The organism is Hymenobacter sp. DG25B, from assembly GCF_000801315.1.
Lineage (GTDB): Bacteria > Bacteroidota > Bacteroidia > Cytophagales > Hymenobacteraceae > Hymenobacter.
The window spans coordinates 1920630-1942082 of record NZ_CP010054.1; the positions used below are offsets into that span (position 1 = coordinate 1920630).

A 21453-nucleotide genomic window follows, 5' to 3' on the forward strand; every position below is an offset into this window, starting at 1 on the left:
TATAATGCATACACTACTTCACACCTGTTACTTGGCTTTGCCAGTCACATTAAACTTGAGGGCGCCATTCACAAACATTTGTTGCTCAATGGCCCGGCGGGTGGTGCCTTTCAGCTCCACCGTAAACTCCGGGGCCTGCAGATACTGCTTCAGGTCCAGGCTGTTATCCACCGTGAGGCTGATGCTTTGCGTATTGGTTTCAGCGTTGGTGAAGGTTCCGAGCTTAGCCGACTGACCGTTGGCCTTGATGTACACTTCACCACCAGAAATCAGCCCGAAGTTGTCGTTGGAATTGGAGGTGCCCGTCAGGGTAAATACCGCCGATTCAAGCGTTACTTTCTCTACCGCTGCTTTATTTTTGTCGAGCTCGGCCTGCAAGCCGGAGGTCTGTGAAACGGTGGTGGAGAAATTGGTTTGAGTAGTAGGATTGAGAGTAAAATTCAGATTCGCCACGTTATAATTGAAGTTCACTTTAACGGCATTCTTAATTTTGTCGCAGGAGGTTAGTGAGGCGCTAACACACAGAAAAACAAGGGCAACGAGCACGCGGGCTGAACGGGAGGTAAGAGTTTGCATGGGTGAAAGTTTGGAATTAGGGAAGAGGAATAAGAATTTGCCGACGGGGCTTTCTTTCTAATCAGAAAGCAAGTCTGAAACTATAAGCCCGGCGCCAGGGCTGCACAGGCAAGTCTACCAGACCGGGGGAAAAGTCGATGGGCTGGTTGGCCTGTCTACCAGATCCGGATTTCATTCCTTTCTCGCTTATGATGCCTGCTACCGAGCCTCCCATTACCTGCCTGGTGCTGGAAGATGACCTGCTGATGCGTGACCTGGTAGGTAGCTTTGTGGAGCAGGTGCCTGCTTTGCAGCTGATAGGACTGCACGAGCAGCCGTTGGCGGCATTTGAGCAGCTGGCCCGGCAACCCGCCGATTTGCTTATCTCTGATATAGAAATGCCAGGCCTGAACGGGCTGGAGCTGGTGCGGGCGCTACGGCAGCCGCCCCTGGTCATATTTATGACCTCACACCAGAAATACGCGGCCCAGAGTTATGAGGTAGATGCCGTCGACTATTTGCTCAAGCCGCTGGCCTTCGACCGGTTTCTGCGGGCCATTGATAAAGCCCGCCAGCTATTGCAGCATCGGCGGGCGGCCCGGCTCATAAACGAGCCATCTCCTGCACCCTGGCCGCCGTCAACCCCCGGCAGCTCATCCCAAGAGGATTACTTTTTCATCCGGACAGAAATGCAGTTTGTGAAGCTGCGTTATGATGAAGTGGCTTACATTGAGGCCATGCGTGACTTTAGCAAGGTTTTCCTGGAAGATGGTACCGTGCACATCACCCTGGTGAATTTGAAAAACATTGAAAGCCAGTTGCCGGCGCCGCTTTTTGTGCGCACCCATCGGTCCTTCCTGGTCAATGCTAGCAAGATTGAAGTGATTACCAATCAGGATGTGAAGCTGTTGAAAGTGGCCGTGCCGCTCAGCCAGACCTACCGCGACGAGGTGACGGAGCGGGTAGTGCAAAACCGTTTGATTACGCGCCGCTCCGGTTAGGCCATCAGCTACGCTACAATACTAAGTGCCGCCGCCTGCGGGAAAGTGCAATAGAAGGTAGTGCCCCGGCCCGGGCCGGCACTTTCTGCCCATAATCGGCCGCCGTTGCGGGCCACAAAATCCCGGCACAGCACTAAGCCCAGCCCGGTACCGCTTTCCTGAGCAGTGCCAGCCGTACTACGCGCGGGCTCGGCAGGACTCAGCAATGCCTGTAACGCTTCCGCTGATAAGCCTACTCCGGTATCGGCCACAGCTAGCTGCCAGGACCCACCTTCCTGGGTGCTGCTTACCTGCACCTGGCCGCCAGCGGAAGTAAACTTAATAGCGTTGCTGAGCAGGTTACGCAGCACCAGCCGTACCATATCGGGGTCGGCCCAGGCCCATTCGGTGGCCTCCAGCGTGTGTAGCAGGGCAATATTCTTTTGCTCAGCGGCAGTGCGCAGCAGACGGAAGTTTTCCTCCACAGCTTCCTGCAGGCGCACGGCTTCGGGGTTTACCCGCTCGGAGGCCTGCATCTGCACGGCTGCCCAGCTGAGGAGGTTGTCAATCAGCGCCAGGGTCTGGTCAAGGGTTTGGTTGAGGCGCTGGGCGTATTGGATGAGTTTTTCCTGGGGTAGCTGCCGGATATTAAGCAGAGAAACAAAGGCGTGCAGCGAGTTGAGCGGGCCGCGCAGGTCATGACCAATAATAGAAAAGAGCCGGTCTTTGGTAGCGTTCAGCTGGGCCAGCGCAGTTCGTTGCTCCTCAATCTCCCGGTTCTTGCGGGAGAGGATTTTATTGATGCGCCAAAGCATAAGCCCGGCGCCTAACACCACTACAAAACCCAGCGCCAATGCCCCCAACAGCAACCTTTGCTGGTGCAGGCGCTGCTGTTGCAATTGCTGGTTTTTACGCAGCAACTGCACTCGCTGGCGTTCCCGGCTTAAATCGAAGGCGCCCTGCAAACGGCCAATGGCTTCTGATTTTTCGTGGCTGAACACGGAGTCGCGCAGGGTGGCGGCTTGTTCCGCAAAGCCTAATGCTTGTTGAAAGTTGCCGCGCTCTTTTGCCAGGTGAGCCAGCAAATCGGCCGCCACCAGCTCGTCGGCCCGGATGCCGAGCTTATGGGCCAGTTGCAGGCTCTCGCGGGCCAGTAGCTCTGCCTGGGCGTTGTTGTGCAGGGCGGCGTACGTTTGGGCCGCCCGGTTTAGCCCGGTTATCAGCAGATTTTGCTCGCCCAACTGGCGAAGCCCGGCCAACGCTTTCTGATGATAAGCCAGTGCCTCCTCATGGCGTCCTAACTCATAGCTAATCTGCCCTAAAGCGCTGGCCGAAACTGCCTCGAAGGGACTTTGCTGTTCCCTGAATATCTGCTGTGCCTGCAGGTAAGCCTGCTGCGCCGCCTGTAAATTCTTTTGCCCGGCGTAGGCGTCGCCCAGGTTATTATAACAGAGGGCGACATAAGCCAGATTGCCCGCCTGGCGGAACAACTCGGCCGATTTTCGGGTGTACTCAATGGCCCGGGGGTAGTCCTTCTCAAACAAGTAAATATTGCCGATGCTGGCCGCCGTATAAGGCTTTAAATCATTTAATTTATACTGTTCTTCCAGGCTGCTGGCCCGCAGATAATATACCAGCGCCTGCGGATATTTTCCCTGGCGCGTAAAGGCATCGGCTAGGTCGCCGGCGAAGTCTATCTGCCAGCGGGGCAGGGCCAAAAGCTGGCTGAGCTGCAACCCCTGGCGGGCATACCGCCGCACCTGGTCAAAGTTGCCCAGCATGTTGCCCGTTAAGGTAAGGCTGCGGTAGGCGCGCAGCAGGAGCGGGTTTTGGTTGGTTTTTTGGGCCTCGGTCAGCTGTAGGCGGGCGTACCGGCTAGCTTCCTGCAACTCGCCCTTCCGCATCAAAAACTCACAGGCGCTACGATAAGCCAGCGACAAACCAGTCGGGTATCTACTTTGCCGGGCCAAAAGGGTAGCCCGTTGTGCCAATGCCCAGGCAGAGTCCGACTGACCGGAGTTGAGCAGTTCCCAGCTTAAATCGTTCAGCGTATTCACCCGACTGGTATCGGCGAGGTGCGGCTGCTGAAGGCGCCTGTAAAGCTGCTGGGCGCGCGCCGAGGGCTGAGCAGCTGCCACGGCCGGCGAAAGGATATTGCTAAGGTGAAGGCAGACAACAAGGCAGATAAACCGGAGGTCAGTTGCGGAGAGCATCATAAAGCTATAGCCAGTAAATCAAAAACGGTGCGAAGGGAGGCGTTAATACTGCCACCCCAAACGCCGGTAGATAAAGTGCAGCAGCCAGAGCGGGCCAATCAGTAGAAACTGCAGATCCTTCAGAAAGCTGGGCTTTTTGCCTTCTACTTTATGCCCCCAGAACTGCCCAATCCAGGCCAGCACGAAAATAATAAGGCACACCGCCCACAGCGGTAAGCCCGCCCCGGCATCAACCACCCGAATTCCCAGGGCCATGGCCGCGGTGATGAGCACCATGCCCAGCGCCAGCCGCACCGAGAGCCGGAAATAATACCCTACCGCCAGCACCATCACCAGCGTGGCCAGGTTGAGCCATGGGCTGGTAGCGCGTAAGCTATGCGGCATCGGCACCGACCACAACAAGCCCAGGAGGGAAAACATAATCAGCGGGACGCACACCCAGTGCACCAGCTTATTCGTGGGGTTTTGGTGGCTTTCACCGTATTCGGCGAGCAAGGCATTCAGGGCAGCAGACATGGCAGAGTAGGAGGTAATGAGTTGGATTAAAAATAGGGGTTTAGAATCTGCCATAAAAGCAACACGCCTTCCCGGATTCCGGGAAGGCGTGTTTACTGAAAATTGAACAGCAGCCGTAGGGCCTTAGCCTTTCAGCTTGAATTTTTTCTTCAGGTAGGCTACCGTCAGCGCGTGGGCGTCTTCGGCGTACTCCTGGCTGTATTTGGGGTTAGAGGGGTTGGCGAAGGCGTGGTCGGCGTTATAGTTTTTAATGGTCACCTTCTTCTTGGCCGTTTCCATGTTGCGCACAAACTCGCCCACCACGGTGGGGGAAATCCACTGGTCCTGCGCGGCAAAAATACCCAGTACGTCGGTATTCAGCGTTTTCAAGCGGGCCACATCCTTCTCGGGCATGCCGTAGTACATCACGCAGCCTACGGCTTTGGGGCCCGCCAGCAACGCCGTTTGCAATGACCAGCCACCGCCGAAGCACCAGCCTACGCTGGCAATCTGGGCTTTGGGGCCGGCATGCAGGATAGCTCCTTTAATGATGGCCTCGGCGCGGGCCGTTTGCACGGCCTGCATCAGCTTGCCGGCTTCATCAGCCGTAGTGGCCACCTTACCATCGTAAAGGTCGAGGGCAATGACGTTGACGCCTTTCAGCTCCGTAGCAAAGCGGGCGGCTTCCTTTTTAATGTAATCGTTGAGGCCCCACCACTCGTGAATTACGAACAGGTATTTGTCGGAACGCACGTTGCTTTTGATTTCGAAGCCGCGGGCAGTGTGGCCATCGGTGGTTTTGAATTCAATCATCTCGCCCGGGCCCTGGTACTCGTAGGGCAGGGGGGCATCGTGGCCGCCGGAGAATTCCTCGTTGGTGGCCAGCATGGCAAAGGCTTCGGTGGCTTGCTGGTTGGCAGCCGGCTTGGCGCAGCAGCTCATAGCCGGTTTGGCGGCCGTGGTAGAAGTCTGCGCGGAGGCCAGGGTGGCTGTGCCCAGCAGCGCCAGGCAAAGCGTCCAGATTTTTTTCATGGAAAATGGAGAGTGGTTGTGAGTAAGTGAGTGAAAGGAAAGCTAAAACAAGGCAAAAATGTTAACGAAGTTTCCTGGTTGATTTTGTGCTGCTTAGCGGGTGTGTACCTGGGCCCGCAGCTCGGTCAGGAAAGCATACAGACCCACATAAGTGCGGTTGAGGTAAATGAAATGCTCCGAGCCGCGCGGTTCCCTCTGCTGGCGGAGTTCCGGCTGCTGCATCAGGTCATCACCTAAGGCATACAAGGCCTGCATATAGGAAGGGTCGCCGAAATCAAAGGTGTTCTGCCGGAAAGGACGCCCTACCAGTTCCAGCGAAGCCTGCATCGTACTGACATAAAACGCCCGTTTGGGGGCGGCGTCTTCCGGGCGCACCACGCCCGCCTGCTCGAGCAGGGCTGTGAGTACTGCCGGATCGGTGAGGGTTTCCGGGGCCAGCAGCGCCGTGAAGAGTTGGTGCACGTCCTCGGGAATTTCCTTTACGCAGCCAAAGTCCAGCACGCCCAGCGTGCCACCAGCATTGGTTTGTAGTAGGAAGTTGCCGGGGTGCGGGTCGGCGTGCACCTGGCGCAATTCGTTTAGCTGATACATGTAGAAGTCCCAGAGCGCCTGGCCCAGCTGGTTGCGCACTTCCTGCGTAGGGGCCGTGGCCAGAAACTCTTTCAGGTGCTGGCCCGGCAGCCAGTCCATAGTCAGGATGCGGGCCGAGGACAGTTCCGGGTAGTAGCGCGCAAACTCCAGGTGGGGCAAGTGGGCACAGGCGGCCGCCATTTCCTGGCCCCGCCGCAGCTCCAGGGCGTAATCGGTTTCCTCCAGCAGGCGCGTTTCCACTTCCTGCAGGTAAGGCCGCACGGTGGCCTCATCCAGCCCCAGAATACGCAGGGCAATGGGCTTCACCAGCCGGATATCGGAGCGGATGCTGTCGGCCACACCGGGGTACTGCACTTTCACGGCCAGCTCCCGGCCTTCCTGGCGGGCAAAGTGCACCTGCCCGATGCTGGCCGCCTGCCGGGCATTTATGTCGAATTCCTCAAACACCTCAAAGGGCGACTTCCCAAAGGCATCCCGAAACGCCTTTACTACCAGCGGGCCGGACAGTGGCGGGGTTTGATACTGGGCCTGGGCAAACTGGTCGGCATAGGCCGCGGGCAGAATATTTTTCTCCATGGCCAGCATCTGGGCCACTTTCAGCACCGAGCCTTTCATCTCGCTCAATGTACCGTAGAGCTCTGCCGCATTTGCCTCATGCAAATCCTGCGTGGTGCTTTCGGCGCCTACTGCCCGCCTGGCGTAGTGCTTCACGTAGTTGGCTCCTACATTGAAGCCGGTTTTTGCGAAGCGCGCCGCCCGGGCTACTTTAGTGGTCGGCAGGGAATCAAGGGACTTGGAGGGTTCTTCCATGAGCTTGAAAAGAGAATAAGCAGGAAGAACGGCTACCGCCGCACCAGAAAACGCACGAAATCCAGGGCGGAATCCAGGGTGTTGCGGCCTACCAGGTCGAAGCTCAGCGTTACGGCTTTTTCCACAGCGGCATCGGTGCGCGCAAAATCCACGGTATCATCTTTGGCGAAGAAGCCCAGCACAAACAGCATCTGCTGCCAGAAAGCGCGCGGGTACTGATCCTGAATGATGGGGCGGGCGGCTACTTCCTCCGTGCGGCGACCTTCGCGCAGAATCTCCGTCACAAAGGCCTCAAACTCCTGCCAGAAATCGTCGAGCACGCGGGGCGTGAGGCCGGGCATGCGGTGCAAAGAGCGGCGCAACGACTGCAGGGCATAGCTACGGTTGCGCTTCAGAATCTCGAGCAGCGTGTAGTAGAAGCTGAGCAGCTTTTCGCGGCTGCCGTACTGCGCCCACACCGGCTCTTTCTCGGCCGTAGCAAGAGCCTGACGGCCAAAATCGGCCCACAGCTCCCGGTCAATGGCGTCGAAGTTGGCATAGAAGCGGTAGAATTCCTGCTCGGGCAGGCCCAGCTTTTGCGTGAGCTGGTAGACTGAGGCCGGCGGGCTGCCTTTGCGCAGCACGTAATCGAGGTAAGCTTGTTTGATGCGCTCCTTTTCCATAGTATGTCTATAACCGGGTAAGGCCGGCTTGGTTACGGCTGCGGGGTTTACTCCAGGGCTTTATAGGCCGTGCGCAGGGTGGTAATGGCCCGTTCGCGGGCAAATTTGTGGTCTACCATGGGTTTGGGATATTCGCAGGTGCCGAACTCGGGTATCCATTGCCACACGTAGGCGAAGGTGGGGTCGTACTGTTCCTGCTGGCTTTGGGGGCTGTATACCCGGAACCAGGGCGCGGCCACGGCGCCGGTGCCGGCCATCCACTGCCAGTTGCCCACGTTCTGGGCCAGGTCGTAGTCCAGCAGCTTATCGGCGAAGTACCGCTCGCCCCAGCGCCAGTCAATAAGCAGATGCTTCACCAGAAAGCCTGCGGCGGCAATGCGGGCCCGGTTGGGCATATAGCCGGTTTGGTTGAGCTCCCGCATACCGGCATCAACCAGCGGGTAGCCCGTGCGGCCTTCGCACCAGGCGGTAAACTCCGCTTCGTTGTTGCGGTAGGGCACGCGGCGCAGGCGCGGGTCGTAGCTTTCAGTGGCGGTAAAGGGAAAGTGCCAGAGCAGCATCATAAAATAGTCGCGCCAGATCAGCTCGCCCAGCAGTTTGGGGTTCAGCTCCCGGGCCTGCCGCATCAGTTCCCGCACGCTCAGGGTGCCAAACCGCAGGTGCACCGAGCGGCGCGTACTGCTATTCACCAGGCCGGGCTTGTCGCGGGTGTTATGGTAGTTGCGCACCAGGGCCTCATCGGGCAGCTCGGCGGCGGGCACAAACTGCTCAAAATGGATAAAGCCCATTTCCGGCAACGTAGGTCGGGTCGGCGCGGTGGGCAGCGCTTGCAGATTGTCGGCCCGGAAAAGCTCGGCCGTGGGGTAGGGGGCTAAGTGCTCATCGCGCACGGCGGCCTGCCAGGCTTTGCTGTAGGCCCCAAACACTTTGGAGGGCGTGCCGGACTTGCTGAGAATCTCATTCTTGGCAAAGATGACCTGATCTTTAAACGCACGAAACTCCACCCCGCGCGCCTTCAGCAGTTCCGCCACGTCGGTATCCCGGGCAGTGGCGTAGGGCTCGTAATCCTCATTGGTGTACACGGCTGCTACCTCCAACTGCTGGAGCAACTGCCCGAATACCTCCACCGGCCGGCCATGGTAGGCCAGTAAGGTGCCGCCGGCTTGTTCCGTTTGCCGGGCCAGGCGCTCTACCTCCTGGTAGATAAATGTGACGCGCGCATCCCGCCGGCTGGGCAGGTTGTCCAGAATATCCCGGTCGTAGATGAACAGGGGCACTACCGGGTAGCCGCTTTGCAGCGCCGCCGTGAGGCCCGCATTATCATGCTGACGCAGGTCGCGCCGGTGCCAGAACAATACGATTTTAGCCATGCGCTGCGAGCGTAGATTTCGGCGGAAAGTACGGCATTACTTTAAGCGGCCCATACCACCATCTACCGGCAACACCTGGCCGGTAATAAAGGAGCCGTGTTCAGAGAGGAGAAAGGCGGCCATATAGGCCAGGTCCTGGGGCTGGCCCACGCGCTGCAACGGGTGGCGCTTGGCGCTGGCTTCGGCCTTTTCCGGGGTGTTGAGCAGCGCCGCGGCCAGGGGCGTATCCGTCAGGGAAGGAGCAATGGCATTCACCCGGATGCCGCTGCCCGCATACTCGGAAGCCAGGGAGCGGGCCAGGCCTTCTACCGCCGCTTTGGAGGTGGCAATGCTGGCATGGAAAGCCATGCCGGTTTCAGCAGCTACCGTGCTGAACAGTACAATGGAAGCACCGGAAGCCTTCTTCAGCCGCTTCATGGTGGCCTGCAGTACCTGCACCGCGCCCAGCACATTCAGCTCAAAATCGGCCCGGAAATCATCCATCGGAATGCGCTCAAACGGGCGGAGCTTGATGCTGCCGGGGCAGTAGACTACGCCATGCAGTACTTCGGGCAAGCCATCCAGCGCAGCCCCGATGGGCTGCGTGACATCCAGCTCGAGGAACGTGGTATTCAGTTCGGCCAGCTCGGGAGACAGGTGGCGGGAGGCAGTAAATAAATTGGCGTTTAACTGGTGCAGCAGGCGGGCCGTAGCCAGCCCGATACCCGAAGATGCGCCAACAAGCAGGATGTTTTTATCCGCGAATTCCATGCGTGGAGGGTGAATTAGGATTGGTGCTCTCCAAACTGTGCCAGGCAAAGAAGGTTTTGCCGGTTTTTTACTTTATTCAAGAATTAACAGGAGCATCTATATTGCGAAAAATATGAATTCAGCAAAAATTCGCTAACACTTCGCGCCCCATTCCGTAGCTTGCAGCACCTTCCCTGTTCCACCCAAACCCTACGTGCCAAGATGAATATCCGCAAACTGCTGGTCGCCAACCGGGGCGAAATTGCCATTCGTGTACTGCGTGCGGCAACTGAGCTGGGCATTACCACGGTAGCCATTTATACTTACGAGGACCGCTACTCCCTGCACCGCTACAAGGCCGATGAAGCCTACCAGGTGGGCCGCGACGACGACCCCCTGAAGCCGTATCTGGACATTGAAGGAATCATCCGGACGGCCAAGGAGAATGGGGTGGATGCTATTCATCCGGGCTATGGCTTTCTAAGTGAAAATGCCACGCTGGCCCGCCGCTGCGGCGAGGAAGGCATCATTTTCGTAGGCCCGCGCCCGGAGGTGATGGAGGCCCTGGGTGATAAGGTGGCCGCGAAAAAAGTGGCGGTGCAGTGTCAGGTGCCCATCATTGAAAGCAGCATTCAGGACCTGACCACCTTTGAAATTGCGCAGGAAGAAGCCCACCGCATCGGCTACCCCGTGATGCTGAAAGCGGCTTCCGGTGGGGGCGGGCGGGGCATGCGCATCATCCGCGACGACGAGCAGATGGAGCGGGGCTTTTACGAGGCTCGTAATGAGGCCCTGAAAGCCTTCGGCGACGACACCGTGTTCCTGGAGAAGTTTGTGGAGCAGCCCAAGCACATTGAGGTGCAGCTGGTAGCCGATAACCACGGTGGCCTCACGCACCTCTACGAGCGGGACTGCTCCGTGCAGCGCCGCTACCAGAAGGTAGTGGAAGTAGCACCCTCGCTCAACCTCCCCGACCACATGCGGGAGCTCCTGTATGAGTATGCCCTGCGCCTGGGCCGGGCCGTGAACTACAACAATGTGGGCACCGTGGAATTCCTGGTGAACCCCGAGCACGACCGGATTTACTTTATCGAGGTGAACCCCCGCATTCAGGTAGAGCACACCGTAACCGAGATGATTACGGGCATCGACCTGATTAAAACCCAGCTGCACATTGCCGACGGCCGCCGCCTCAGCGACCCGGAAATTGGCCTGGGCCCGGACGTAACGCCGCTCAAAATTGGCTATGCCATTCAGTGCCGCATCACCACCGAAGACCCTGAGCAGGACTTCAAGCCCGATTATGGTACCATTACGGCCTACCGCTCGGCGGGCGGCTTCGGCATCCGGCTGGACCAGGGCTCGGTGTACACCGGCGTGAAGGTGTCGCCGTTTTTTGACTCCCTGCTGGTAAAGGTTTCCACCCACGCGCCCACGCTGCAGGGCGCCGCAACCAAGATGGCGCGTACTTTGGATGAGTTCCGGATACGCGGGGTAAGCACCAACATTCAGTTTCTGCAGAACATCATTGCCAACCCGGTTTTCATGGCCGGCGAGGCTAATGTGGACTTCATTAAGGATCATCAGGAACTGTTCAAATTCAAGCCGCGCCTGGACCGGGCCACCAAGGTACTCAGCTTCCTGGGCGACGTCATTGTGAACGGCCACCCCGATGTGCGCGGCCTGGTAGATGCCAGGCGCGAGCTGCGCAAGCCGCGCCTGCCCGAGGTGAACCTGGCTACCGGCTGGAGCATGGCCCTCGATGCCCATTCTCCCGGAGCACCTGCCGGCAATGGGCAGGCAGTTTCGCGCACGGCCCCCTATCCGCCCGGCACCAAGCAAAAGCTCACGGAGCTGGGGCCCGAAGGCTTCTCAAAATGGCTGCGCGAAGACCCCAAAATCCACTACACCGATACTACCCTGCGCGATGCGCACCAGAGCCTGCTGGCCACGCGCATGCGCACCTTCGATATGCTGAAGGTGGCTGAAAGCTACGCCCGTATGCACCCCCAGACGTTTTCCTTGGAATGCTGGGGCGGCGCTACGTTTGATGTGGCCCTGCGCTTTTTGCACGAAGACCCGTGGGAGCGGCTGGCCAAGCTGCGCCAGGCCGTGCCCAACATTCTGCTGCAAATGCTCATTCGCGGGGCCAACGGCGTGGGCTACAAAGCCTACCCTGATAACCTCACGGAGCGCTTTGTGCAGCAGGCCGCCGAAACCGGCATCGACGTGTTTCGCATTTTCGACTCCCTGAACTGGATGCCGGGTATGGAGGCCTGCATTGGGTTTGTGCGCAACAAAACGGACCGTTTGGCCGAGGCCAGCATCTGCTACACCGGCGACATTCTGAACCCCAAGCGCAACCGCAAGTATTCCCTGGAATACTACCTGCGCCTGGCCAAACAGATTGAGGAAGCCGGCGCGCATATTCTGTGCATTAAGGATATGGCCGGCCTGCTGAAACCCTACGCGGCCAAGGAGCTGGTTACGGCATTGCGGGACACCGTCAGCCTGCCCATTCACCTGCACACCCACGATACGTCTTCCCTGCAGGCCGCCACCTACCTGAAAGCGGTGGAGGCCGGCGTGGATGTGATTGACGTGGCGCTGGGAAGCCTGTCGGGCCTCACCTCGCAGCCCAACTTCAACTCCGTAGTGGAGATGCTGCGCGGGCAGCCCCGCCACCGCGAGTTCGAGCAACGCTCCCTCAACGAATTCTCCAACTACTGGGAAGCCGTGCGGGAGCATTACTACCCGTTTGAGTCGGGGCTGAAAGCGGGTACCTCCGAAGTGTTTCAGCACGAAATTCCGGGTGGGCAGTACTCTAACCTGCGGCCTCAAGCGGCATCTTTGGGCTTGCTGGATAAGTTTGAAACCGTGAAAACCACCTTTGCCGATGTCAACCAGCTATTCGGCGACATTGTGAAAGTAACGCCCTCCTCCAAGGTAGTAGGGGATATGGCTTTGTTCCTGGTTTCCAACAACCTGACCACGGCCGATGTGCTGGAGAAAGGCCCCAGCCTAAGCTTCCCGGAATCGGTGCGGGAGCTGTTCCGCGGGGACATTGGGCAGCCGGAAGGCGGCTGGCCGAAAGACGTGCAAAAGGCTATTCTGAAAGACGAGCAGCCCTTCACCGACCGCCCCAACGAGCACCTGGCCCCCATAGACTTTGACGCCGAGTGGCAGAAGTTTGAAGAGAAGTTTGGTCAGCGCGGCAAGTTCACGGATCTGCTTTCCTGGCTGCTTTACCCCAAAGTGTTTGAGCAGTACTGGGCGCACCTGCAGCAATACGGCGAGGTATCGGTTATTCCCACCCTGGTGTTTTTCTACGGCCTGCAGCCCGGCGAGGAAACCATTATTGAAATTGCCCGGGGCAAGAGTATCATCGTAGGCCTGCAAAGCATTGGCCCCGTGAATGAGGACGGCTGCCGCACCATTTTCTTCTCCCTCAACGGCCAGACGCGCAACCTGGAAATCAGAGATACCAGCGTGGAGGTAAAGCGCGTGCTGAACCCCAAGGCCGATAAAGCCAACCCCCGGCAGATAGGAGCGCCTTTGCAGGGGCTGCTTTCCAAAGTGCTGGTAAAGGATGGCGAAGCCGTGAAGCGCAACGCCCCGCTGTTCATTATTGAAGCCATGAAAATGGAAACCACCATTACTGCTTCAGAAGATACCACGGTGCAGGCCGTCAATCTGCCCGAAGGTACCTTGGTGCACGCCGATGACCTGGTAGTGACGCTGAGCTAAGTAAGAAGTGAAAACTGCTGCCAGACCTCATCGGTCAACCTAAGTTAGGTTGACCGATGAGGTCTTGTTTTGCCGGAATTTTACGTACTTACTGTGCTTAAATCTTAGCGCAAGGCAGTTGAAAGCATCATTTCTCCGTGTTATGAAGAAGTTTATTGGAGCTGGTTTCCCGAAACTGGTGGGTAGTGTAGCCCTTTTGCTGGTGGCCCTTCCATCGGCCTGGGCCCAGCAGGCATCCAGTAACCCCCTGGCTGAGCAGGAAAACCTGCGCGTGCTGGGCGCAAACGGCCTCAACAATATCGTGATGGTGAAAAACACGCTATATGAGGGCGTGCGAGGAACCCCCTATTTTTTGCCGGCTTGGAGCACAGGTGATATTCTGCTTTCTACTAAGCAGCGCGTAGTCAACGTGCCCCTGAAGTATGATGTGTACAGCCACCAGATTATGGCGCGGCGCTCTAAAGGTGACTCTATTTGGGTAGATCAGGGGCGTATTGTGGAGTTTACGCTGAATGATGACCGGGCTTTGCCGGGCCAGCCGGCCAGGCACCTTTTTCGCCTTTTCACCAATTTACCCAACCAGCCCAACCGGCCGGAGTTCCTGGAAGTGCTGCATCCCTCCGGGCCATATGTGCTGTTGAAACGTCCGGTAAAGACGCTGCAAAAAGCAAGCACGCAGCAGGCCTACAGTGCTGACCGCCCTTATGATGAGTTTATTGATGCGCCGGAGTATTATCTGCTGAACCCCCAGGGAACCCTGACGCTGGTAAAGCCCTCCCAAAAAGCGCTACTAGCGGCAGTGCCCGCCGAATGGGCAGAACCACTACGTGCCCAGTTGAAAAAAGCCAGCCTCCGCACCGAGGACGACTTATTCAACGCCGTGTCACAGCTAAATCTACTGGTCTCAAAAAAATAATAAAATCCGGCCGTCAGCTCCTCCAAACAGACCCCGCTGGCAAGTGCTGGCGGGGTCTGTTTTTGCCAATTGTTAGGAATAGGCCTGCTGTTGCATTATCAAAGGAAGATGTTTCCCGGTCAAAGTGCGGAGTCAGACCGATAAACGCCTGGTTATGCTGGAAATAGTTTGACTATAGAATTCAACTGCCATTTTCACCGGCGCGGGAATAGGAATTGCGGGCGCTGATAAAAAAGGACAATGCCGCTATTTAGAACAACTTCCTGCGTCAAAATATCTACCTTGTGTTATGAAATCCATTATTTTCATAGTTGTATTGGCGTGTTCTGCTTTCACCGGGCTGGGACAGAAAAAAGCCAAGGCCAGTGAAGCGGCCGCTATTTCGGCGGCTACGGTAGAGCGGGTGGCCAAAACGCTGGCTGCCGATGCAATGCAGGGTCGGGCCGGGCAAGTGGGCGGCGTACTGGCGGCCAAATTTCTGGCGGCGGAATTCAACCGGATTGGCCTGGATAAATTTCCCGGCCTCACTTCCTTCGAGCAAACCTTCACGGCCTACGAAACCCGAACCACCGCGCTGTATGTAATGCTGAACAATGTGCCGGTGGCCAAGGAGAAAACTGTTCTGGTAACGGGCCAGCCGCACCTGAACTGGGCCGAGGATGATGACCCTGCGCCCCGCGTAATTGTGCTGGGGGCAGAAGCTAACTTTAACAAGGCAATTAGGCCCCTCCTGGAGCCCACTGAAAACACCGTTGTCTTCATTGACCCGGCCCACCAGGAAGCCTTTACCAGGCTCAGCCGCCACTTGCAAGGCGGGCAGCTGCAGTCCCAGAAGCCCGGCCCCTTCTCTACGGTACTGGCGGTAGTAGCGGTAGGCAATAATCCTATTCATTACCGCATAGCGGCCAACACAACGGTGCGGCCCGTGGAGATGCGCAACGTGGTTGGCGTTTTACCGGGCCAAAACCCGGAGCGGGCCGAAGAAACGGTAGTATTCTCTGCCCACTACGACCACCTGGGTTTTCTACCGGCCGTGGCCGGCGACTCTATTGCCAATGGCGCCGATGACGATGCCAGCGGCACTTCTGCCGTGGTAGCGCTGGCTGAGTATTTCAAGAAGAAAAACGATAATGCCCGTACGCTGGTGTTTGTGGCGTTTACCGCCGAGGAAATAGGCGGCTTTGGCTCCCAATACTTTTCCCGGCAACTTCCTCCTCAGAAGGTAGCCGCCATGTTTAACATTGAAATGATAGGCAAGCCCGCCAAGTTTGGGCCCAAAACAGCCTTTATAACCGGGTACGATAAGTCGGACTTTGGCAAAATACTGCAGCGCAATCTGGCTGGCAGCCCCTTCCGCTTCGAGCCCGACCCATACCCAGAGCAGCAACTGTTCTACCGCTCCGATAATGCCACACTGGCCCGCTTAGGCGTACCGGCCCACACCATCAGCACCGACCAGATTCCTACCGACAAACTCTACCACACGGTAGATGACGAAGTAGAAAGCCTGGACCTGAAAAATATGGCGGCGGTAATTTCAGCCATTGCGGAAAGCGCTACCAGTATCGTAGCCGGGCAGGATACCCCCACGCGCATTACCAACGCGGGTAGTATAGTACGGTAGCTTCCTGATTAGCTTAACGAGGTATCCCGGGCTGACTGCCGGCCGGGGCAGAAAGGGGCATGTCTTTTCTTTCCGTGGCCTGCATCTGTTCCCGCGTCGACAGGTTCTCACTGCTGTCCGACAAGCCTCCTTCGAGCAGCGTTTCCAGCTTAACTCCGGCAATAGCATTGGCTAATACCCGGGGCATAGCCGGTTCCGGGTCGCCGAGGCCGGTAATGGTGCGGGAAGGATTATCGGGTTTAGACTGCGCCCGCAGCGTAGCATGCGCTGCTAATAGGAGGGAGAATAGTAATAGGAGGCGGTAAATAGTTTTCATTACTTAGTTTGGTAACTATTATAGAATTGATAAAACAAAACTATGGATACTGTCGAGTATATCCTAATAATTTGTCCTAAAGGAAGAATTATTTTTATATAATTTATAAAAGCAAAAAGCTCCTATGGCAAAGCCATAGGAGCTGGAAAAAGCGCTAAAAATGCAATGCCTGTGCAGGCTTAGTAAGGCAGGCGCAGGCTCATACCGGCACCCAGCTGCAGGCCACCGCTGGGGGCGTTAAACTGATGGCCGGCGTTGGCATCTATCCGGAAACCGGGCACAGGGCGCCAGTAAACGCCGGTAGTTACGCCCGGCTGCCAGGTTTGGCGGCCCAGCACATAGGCCTCGGAAAAGAAGCCGAAATGGTTGCTCAGGGGGCCATTTAAAGCCAGCGAGCCAATATACTGTCCGCGTTTGGTGTCCTCGGCCCGAAAACCTTTCTGGGTGAAACCAAAGTTGCCTTCTAAACCATATCGGTCGCCTATCATCTGTGAAATTAATAGGCGGGCCGAGGGCTCATAGGTTTTGGCAGGAAAGGAGGCGTCGCCATTGCGGAGCGTCATTTCGGCCAGTACTACCACTTGGGAGCGGGCATTCTGCACTGTGGAGGCCAAAAACTTAGCACCTACGGTAAGGGGAGCAAAGCCTGCCACGGCGGGAGTAGTAGGGGTTTCCAGGCTGGAAGAGCGGGGCTGGGCATGCAGATAGTTCTGCGTGGCCCGCAACTCAATATGGTTAAAGAAACCTACCCGCAGGGTGGCCGAAGACATAGTCCGGCTGGCCCCAAAACGCCCGGACGCCGGAAGCTGATTAATGCCGGCATCCAGCTGCACCTGGCCCGGGTAAAGCATGTTAGTAGTGATGGTGACACCCGGCCGGTCTGGGCGGATGTTTCGCACAAATGGCGAGTCGGTTAATTCGTCGCCCGATGTTTGGGCCAAGGTGCGGGTAGCGGTGCCTATGAGCACGGCCAGCCCCAGCAGAATGGTCTTACGCATGAAGACCGGACACCTAAATGGCTCCTTAAGTTCAGTTGGGTACGTGCAAAACTCTGGCTTTACGGCAGCGCAGAAGCTAAGGTTTCAAAAAAGGGTCTATTTTTTTCTGACAATGGGTTCGGTTTTTCCAAAATCAATTCTTCTTAACAATAAAGCTACTACCCTGAATGAAAGCTCCGTTCAGGGTAGTGGCTGGGAAATCGGGCCACAGGTGACCAGCTACATACTGGAAGACTCAGCTTTGTTGGCGAAGCGCTGCAGAATAAACTCTGCATCGTCAGGGATGCCCGTGAGCAGGCGGCGCTCCGCGGCATCGCACCAGTTGCGCAACAGGGAGGGGTCGTTGCGCTGGTAGCGCAGCCGCTCGGGGTGCATGGCCAGCCACGTATTCACATAGTTGTGGGCCTGCTGATAGGTGAAAGGTTGCATTTGCGGCCGCCACGGCAGGAAGGTAAGCTGCCCGGCTGGGTATATAAGATACTGATTAATGGTTTTAAAATCAAAGGTTTGTAGCCAGGGTTTCAGCAAACAAAAACGAAATAGCAGCAACACTTGAAGCCCCTCAGCTGGTCAGTCCCATTGAACTCAGCTTCAGCCTTAGGGGCAGCTGAGCGCATAGCTCCTCAAATTATTTTCAGGGGAGCTGATCTGTTTACTACAGGCCTATTCATGTTCGTCAAAAGCTACAGAGTAACTCGGGTCTGGTAGTCCGTGGAATAGGGTTAGCGGTCTGGCTTCAGGTTTTTTAAGTCTTCAGTTAGCAGGCACTTAATCTGAAAAGAATATAAAGCCAAGATCATTCCTGGAGTTTAGCCGTACCTGTTTTGCGAGGCTTAAGTGGAAAGGTATTTCGTGAGCAAATCAAGGCGCAGTAGGCAAGCAATTGTGATTAAATGGATATTAATATGGTTTGTACAGGCTTTGGAAAACGCCATGATTTCGTAATTTTCGCCGCATGAGTGCCAAGCTTGCCCAAAAAACCGCCCGTACCCTCATCGAAACAACCGATGAAGTAGCGCATGCAGCCTTTCGTGCTTACCAGGCCGTCGCCGGCCATGCTGCACTGAATGAATCTGAGAAGCTGCCCGAAATCCAGAACCAGATTTACCCCCTGGCCATGGCTATCCAAATGGACAGTGCGCCCTTGTTTGATACCCACATTGCGCAATTGCGCAAACAGGACAGTAGCCCTGCCCGCGACCAGGAGCTTATTGCCCAGCTGGTGGCCCTGAAGCAAGTGCTTTCCCAACGCCTGCCCATCACGGCCTATATTCTGGCCGCCAAATATCTGAACGACGCCATTGGCTACCTGAGTGAGTCGCTGCCCACGGTGGAGCAACCACTGGTAACTTTTCCCATGCCGGATAACCCGCTGGCTGATCTGGCGCACCGGTACCTGGATACGCTATTGGCTGCCGACCGCCAGGTTGCTATTCAACTGATTGTGGATGAGGCGCGAAGCGGCACCGATGTGCGCGCTATTTACGAGCATGTATTGATGCCCGTGCAGTGGGAAGTGGGCGAGCGGTGGCACAGCAGGGCTATTACGGTGGCGCAGGAACACTTCTGCACGGCTACTACCGAGCTGGCTGCTGCCCAGCTGTATCCCTTCCGGCACAGCCAGCCCCGCAACGGACGCATGGCCGTTGTAACTACCGTGGCCGGCGACCTGCACGGAATGGGAGCCCGGGTTTTAGCCGATTATCTGGAGATGGAGGGGTGGAAAGTTTACTACCTGGGCGTAAATACCCCTACCGACAGTCTCCTGAATTTGCTGCAGGACCTGCGACCTGATTTACTGGCTATGGCCGCCTCCATGCCGCAGCACCTGGCGGTAATCCGCGAGCTGCTGGCTGCCAAAGAGCTGGCTGCCGAATTAAGCCAGATAAAAGTGCTGGTAGGCGGCGCCGCGTTCAGCACCGACCCCGAAGCCTGGCGGACTACGGGCGCCGATGCCTATGCTGCCACGCCCGCAAAAGCCGTAGAGTGGGCAAAAGCGGTTTTTTCTACTGCTGGTTAGTCGTCTTCATAATCCAGGCCCAGTACTTTGTTCAAAGCGCCCTGTAGCTCGCTGGCGGCGTGCAACTGGCCGGCGCGGCGGCTTACCTGCAGGCCCAGGCGGTAAACCTTTTCAGCTTCTTCCGGCTTTTCCAGCTGCTCCAGCAGCTTACCGGCGTGATAATACGTACCCACATAATCCGGGTGCTCATCCAGTAGTTTCTGGTAGAAGCCCAGCGCTTTCTGTGGATCAGTGGGACGATACTCCGTGGCCAGCGCGTATATCGTGAAGGGGTCGTTGGGGTCGTCCTGATAAAAGGCGAGGAGTTGCTGCAGGCGGCTTGACGCGGTTTCCATAGGGAGTGAGTTTTCAGTATCTTCGCCCCAAATTTGGGGCTTTCCCGTAGTTATCCCTCCATATAAGCAGCCGTAGATGAAGTTTCTCGTTTGCATCAGCAACGTTCCCGACACGACCACCAAAATCACCTTCACCCCCGATAACAAGGAATTCAATAAAGCAGGGGTGCAATTCGTGATTAACCCTTGGGATGAATATGCCCTCACCCGTGCCATTGAGCTCAAAGAAGCCCAGGGCAGCGGCACCGTAACGGTGCTGAACGTAGGGGAGGCCGATACCGAACCCAATATCCGCAAGGCGCTGGCCATTGGCGCCGACGACGCCATCCGCGTGAATGCTCATCCCAAGGATGCTTATTTCGTGGCCCAGCAGATTGCCAGCGTAGCCAAAGAAGGCGGCTACGATGTTATCCTGATGGGGAAAGAGAGCATCGACTACAACGGTTTCCAGGTGCACGGCATGGTAGGCGAGATGCTGGGCATTCCCACCGTGGCCCCGGCCATGAAGCTGGATATGAACGGCAACACCGCCACGCTGGAACGCGAAATTGAAGGCGGCAAAGAAATTGTGGAGGTAAATACGCCTTTCGTAGCCTCGTGCCAGCAGCCTATGTGTGAGCCCCGCATTCCCAACATGCGCGGCATTATGACGGCCCGCACCAAGCCCCTGAAGGTCATTGAGCCCGTAGGTGAAGGTGCCCGCACCGAGGTAGCCGAGTATGCATTGCCTCCCAAAAAGCAGGGCGTGAAGCTTATCCCCGCAGAAAATGCCGGCGAGCTGATTAAGCTCCTCCGCAACGAAGCCAAAGTCATCTAAACTTCGAATTATAAATTTTGAAGTTTAGGTTCTTGCTGTTGTTAAACTTGCTGTAAGTCAGTTGGTTTAACCAGTAAAACTGAACAATGGCTTCAGAAGGATGAATTCATAATTCCAGGAAATATGTCCGTACTCGTAGTAGTAGAATGTGATAACGGCGAAGTAAAAAAATCTTCGCTGGAAGTGGCTTCTTACGGGAGCCAGGTAGCCCAGATGCTCGGTACTTCCGCCACGGCCATTGCCGTAGGTGAGGCTACCGAAGCCAATCTGGCCAAGCTGGGAGAGCAAGGCATCAGCAAAGTGCTGTATGACGCCGAGCCCCGCCTGAAGGATTTCGTGAATGGTGCTTACACCAAGCTCATTGCCGCCGCCGCGCAGCAGGAAGACGCCAAAGTAATTATCCTGGCCAACTCCAACATTGGCGCGGCCGTTGGCTCGCGCCTGTCGGTGCGGTTGCAGGCCAGCCTGGCTACCAACGTGGTAGAGTTGCCCCAGATCAATGGTGGTCAGTTCCTGGTAAAGCGCGGCGCCTTCTCGGGCAAAGCCTTCGCCGATGTGGTGCTGCAGGGCGAGCGTAAGATTATTGCCGTAAAGAAAAACTCCATTGAGCCGCTGCACGAAGCCGGCAAAACCGCTCCGGTTGTATCGTTCTCGGCTCAGCTTTCCGATGCTGACTTTGCCGATGCGCCCAAGCAGGTAATCATGCAGGACCAGGCCGGCGGCATTCTGCTGCCCGAAGCGGACCGCGTGGTATCCGGTGGCCGCGGCATGAAGGGCCCCGAAAACTGGCACCTCATTGAGGACCTGGCCAAGGCTCTGGGTGCGGCTACGGCCTGCTCCAAGCCGGTTTCCGACGTAGACTGGCGCCCTCACCACGAGCACGTGGGCCAGACGGGCATCACCGTTTCGCCCAACCTGTACATTGCCTGCGGTATTTCGGGCGCTATTCAGCACCTGGCCGGGGTAAACTCCAGCAAGGTAATTGTGGTTATCAACAAAGACCCCGAGGCCCCGTTCTTCAAAGCCGCTGATTACGGCATTGTAGGCGACGTATTCGATGTTCTGCCCAAACTGACCCAGGCTGTTAAAGAGCTGGGCTAGGTTTTAGGAGTTTAGGGTCTTGGGAAAAACCTGTTTCTAAGTAAACGGGTTTTTTCCAAGACCCTAAGTCTTTTTCAGGTTTTGTTAGTACAGGGGCGGAGCCTTTCTTTTCTTTGCACGTATCATCTACTCAGACCTG

Annotated in this window: 19 protein-coding genes; 7 read left to right on the forward strand and 12 right to left on the reverse strand. The window is 56.8% G+C overall.

The annotated features are described in order from the left end of the window. Positions 1–27: 27 nt before the first annotated feature. On the reverse strand, positions 28–576 hold the full coding sequence (locus PK28_RS08155) for a hypothetical protein (protein WP_156126307.1): 549 nt from the start codon (positions 574–576) through the stop codon (positions 28–30). Between the two features lie 188 nt (positions 577–764). On the opposite strand from PK28_RS08155, the gene PK28_RS08160 reads away from it, so the two are divergent. After that, complete coding sequence (locus PK28_RS08160; protein ID WP_048825758.1) at positions 765–1556, forward strand: LytR/AlgR family response regulator transcription factor; 792 nt, start codon at positions 765–767, stop codon at positions 1554–1556. Positions 1557–1564: 8 nt separating this feature from the next. Here PK28_RS08160 and PK28_RS08165 read toward each other — a convergent pair whose 3' ends face one another. The 7 genes from PK28_RS08165 to PK28_RS08195 all read right to left on the reverse strand — a co-directional run bounded on the left by PK28_RS08165 (position 1565) and on the right by PK28_RS08195 (position 9461). Continuing rightward, the gene (locus PK28_RS08165; RefSeq protein WP_197070496.1) at positions 1565–3673 is read right to left on the reverse strand and encodes a tetratricopeptide repeat-containing sensor histidine kinase; all 2109 of its coding nucleotides are present in this window, start codon (positions 3671–3673) and stop codon (positions 1565–1567) included. A 120-nt stretch (positions 3674–3793) separates the two neighbouring features. Then, on the reverse strand, positions 3794–4267 hold the full coding sequence (locus PK28_RS08170) for an Mpo1 family 2-hydroxy fatty acid dioxygenase (RefSeq protein WP_044513237.1): 474 nt from the start codon (positions 4265–4267) through the stop codon (positions 3794–3796). 123 nt (positions 4268–4390) lie between these two features. Further along, on the reverse strand, positions 4391–5278 hold the full coding sequence (locus PK28_RS08175; RefSeq protein ID WP_044513239.1) for a dienelactone hydrolase family protein: 888 nt from the start codon (positions 5276–5278) through the stop codon (positions 4391–4393). Positions 5279–5371: 93 nt separating this feature from the next. Continuing rightward, the gene (locus tag PK28_RS08180) at positions 5372–6679 is read right to left on the reverse strand and encodes an ABC1 kinase family protein (RefSeq protein WP_044513241.1); all 1308 of its coding nucleotides are present in this window, start codon (positions 6677–6679) and stop codon (positions 5372–5374) included. Between the two features lie 32 nt (positions 6680–6711). Then, positions 6712–7341: a TetR/AcrR family transcriptional regulator gene (locus PK28_RS08185; protein WP_044513244.1), complete on the reverse strand. Its 630-nt coding sequence runs from the start codon at positions 7339–7341 to the stop codon at positions 6712–6714. A 47-nt stretch (positions 7342–7388) separates the two neighbouring features. After that, the gene (locus tag PK28_RS08190; RefSeq protein ID WP_044513246.1) at positions 7389–8711 is read right to left on the reverse strand and encodes a cryptochrome/photolyase family protein; all 1323 of its coding nucleotides are present in this window, start codon (positions 8709–8711) and stop codon (positions 7389–7391) included. 36 nt (positions 8712–8747) lie between these two features. After that, a complete protein-coding gene (locus PK28_RS08195; RefSeq protein WP_044513249.1) occupies positions 8748–9461 on the reverse strand; it encodes an SDR family NAD(P)-dependent oxidoreductase in 714 nt (237 codons plus the stop codon). Positions 9462–9662: 201 nt separating this feature from the next. Between PK28_RS08195 and PK28_RS08200 the strand changes: the two genes are divergently transcribed. The 3 genes from PK28_RS08200 to PK28_RS08210 all read left to right on the forward strand — a co-directional run bounded on the left by PK28_RS08200 (position 9663) and on the right by PK28_RS08210 (position 15727). Next, a complete protein-coding gene (locus tag PK28_RS08200; RefSeq protein ID WP_044513252.1) occupies positions 9663–13187 on the forward strand; it encodes a pyruvate carboxylase in 3525 nt (1174 codons plus the stop codon). A gap of 142 nt (positions 13188–13329) precedes the next feature. Continuing rightward, on the forward strand, positions 13330–14103 hold the full coding sequence (locus PK28_RS08205) for a hypothetical protein (RefSeq protein ID WP_156126308.1): 774 nt from the start codon (positions 13330–13332) through the stop codon (positions 14101–14103). A gap of 289 nt (positions 14104–14392) precedes the next feature. Continuing rightward, positions 14393–15727, forward strand: a complete 1335-nt coding sequence (locus tag PK28_RS08210) for a M20/M25/M40 family metallo-hydrolase (protein WP_048825762.1) — start codon at positions 14393–14395, stop codon at positions 15725–15727. 13 nt (positions 15728–15740) lie between these two features. On the opposite strand, the gene PK28_RS08215 is transcribed toward PK28_RS08210, so the two are convergent. The 3 genes from PK28_RS08215 to PK28_RS08225 form a co-directional block, all read right to left on the reverse strand. Beyond that, entirely contained in the window at positions 15741–16043 is a 303-nt protein-coding gene (locus tag PK28_RS08215; RefSeq protein WP_044513256.1) for a hypothetical protein, read from the reverse strand. Positions 16044–16222: 179 nt separating this feature from the next. After that, positions 16223–17041, reverse strand: a complete 819-nt coding sequence (locus PK28_RS08220) for a transporter (protein ID WP_044513259.1) — start codon at positions 17039–17041, stop codon at positions 16223–16225. A 219-nt stretch (positions 17042–17260) separates the two neighbouring features. After that, positions 17261–17569 carry a hypothetical protein gene (locus PK28_RS08225; RefSeq protein ID WP_044513261.1) on the reverse strand — a complete coding sequence of 103 codons (309 nt, stop codon included), beginning with the start codon at positions 17567–17569 and terminating at the stop codon, positions 17261–17263. 427 nt (positions 17570–17996) lie between these two features. Here PK28_RS08225 and PK28_RS08230 point away from each other — a divergent pair, with 427 nt between their 5' ends. Beyond that, a complete protein-coding gene (locus PK28_RS08230; RefSeq protein ID WP_044513264.1) occupies positions 17997–19061 on the forward strand; it encodes a cobalamin B12-binding domain-containing protein in 1065 nt (354 codons plus the stop codon). Here the strand turns inward: PK28_RS08230 and PK28_RS08235 are convergent. Further along, positions 19058–19396, reverse strand: a complete 339-nt coding sequence (locus tag PK28_RS08235; protein WP_044513267.1) for a tetratricopeptide repeat protein — start codon at positions 19394–19396, stop codon at positions 19058–19060. The genes PK28_RS08230 and PK28_RS08235 overlap by 4 nt on opposite strands. Before the next feature lie 76 nt (positions 19397–19472). Between PK28_RS08235 and PK28_RS08240 the strand changes: the two genes are divergently transcribed. After that, complete coding sequence (locus PK28_RS08240) at positions 19473–20213, forward strand: electron transfer flavoprotein subunit beta/FixA family protein (protein WP_044513269.1); 741 nt, start codon at positions 19473–19475, stop codon at positions 20211–20213. A gap of 123 nt (positions 20214–20336) precedes the next feature. After that, the gene (locus PK28_RS08245; protein WP_044513272.1) at positions 20337–21314 is read left to right on the forward strand and encodes an electron transfer flavoprotein subunit alpha/FixB family protein; all 978 of its coding nucleotides are present in this window, start codon (positions 20337–20339) and stop codon (positions 21312–21314) included. The last annotated feature ends 139 nt before the right edge of the window (positions 21315–21453 follow it).

Excerpts from the sequence above, each read along its gene's own strand:
- PK28_RS08185 (WP_044513244.1), bottom strand. The coding sequence starts at position 7,341 with ATGGAAAAGGAGCGCATCAAACAAGCTTACCTCGATTACGTGCTGCGC.
- PK28_RS08200 (WP_044513252.1), top strand. The coding sequence starts at position 9,663 with ATGAATATCCGCAAACTGCTGGTCGCCAACCGGGGCGAAATTGCCATT.
- PK28_RS08240 (WP_044513269.1), top strand. The coding sequence starts at position 19,473 with ATGAAGTTTCTCGTTTGCATCAGCAACGTTCCCGACACGACCACCAAA.
- PK28_RS08215 (WP_044513256.1), bottom strand. The coding sequence starts at position 16,043 with ATGAAAACTATTTACCGCCTCCTATTACTATTCTCCCTCCTATTAGCA.
- PK28_RS08205 (WP_156126308.1), top strand. The coding sequence starts at position 13,330 with ATGAAGAAGTTTATTGGAGCTGGTTTCCCGAAACTGGTGGGTAGTGTA.
- PK28_RS08220 (WP_044513259.1), bottom strand. The coding sequence starts at position 17,041 with ATGCGTAAGACCATTCTGCTGGGGCTGGCCGTGCTCATAGGCACCGCT.
- PK28_RS08160 (WP_048825758.1), top strand. The coding sequence starts at position 765 with ATGATGCCTGCTACCGAGCCTCCCATTACCTGCCTGGTGCTGGAAGAT.
- PK28_RS08245 (WP_044513272.1), top strand. The coding sequence starts at position 20,337 with ATGTCCGTACTCGTAGTAGTAGAATGTGATAACGGCGAAGTAAAAAAA.
- PK28_RS08230 (WP_044513264.1), top strand. The coding sequence starts at position 17,997 with ATGAGTGCCAAGCTTGCCCAAAAAACCGCCCGTACCCTCATCGAAACA.
- PK28_RS08155 (WP_156126307.1), bottom strand. The coding sequence starts at position 576 with ATGCAAACTCTTACCTCCCGTTCAGCCCGCGTGCTCGTTGCCCTTGTT.
- PK28_RS08210 (WP_048825762.1), top strand. The coding sequence starts at position 14,393 with ATGAAATCCATTATTTTCATAGTTGTATTGGCGTGTTCTGCTTTCACC.
- PK28_RS08175 (WP_044513239.1), bottom strand. The coding sequence starts at position 5,278 with ATGAAAAAAATCTGGACGCTTTGCCTGGCGCTGCTGGGCACAGCCACC.
- PK28_RS08170 (WP_044513237.1), bottom strand. The coding sequence starts at position 4,267 with ATGTCTGCTGCCCTGAATGCCTTGCTCGCCGAATACGGTGAAAGCCAC.
- PK28_RS08190 (WP_044513246.1), bottom strand. The coding sequence starts at position 8,711 with ATGGCTAAAATCGTATTGTTCTGGCACCGGCGCGACCTGCGTCAGCAT.
- PK28_RS08235 (WP_044513267.1), bottom strand. The coding sequence starts at position 19,396 with ATGGAAACCGCGTCAAGCCGCCTGCAGCAACTCCTCGCCTTTTATCAG.
- PK28_RS08180 (WP_044513241.1), bottom strand. The coding sequence starts at position 6,679 with ATGGAAGAACCCTCCAAGTCCCTTGATTCCCTGCCGACCACTAAAGTA.
- PK28_RS08195 (WP_044513249.1), bottom strand. The coding sequence starts at position 9,461 with ATGGAATTCGCGGATAAAAACATCCTGCTTGTTGGCGCATCTTCGGGT.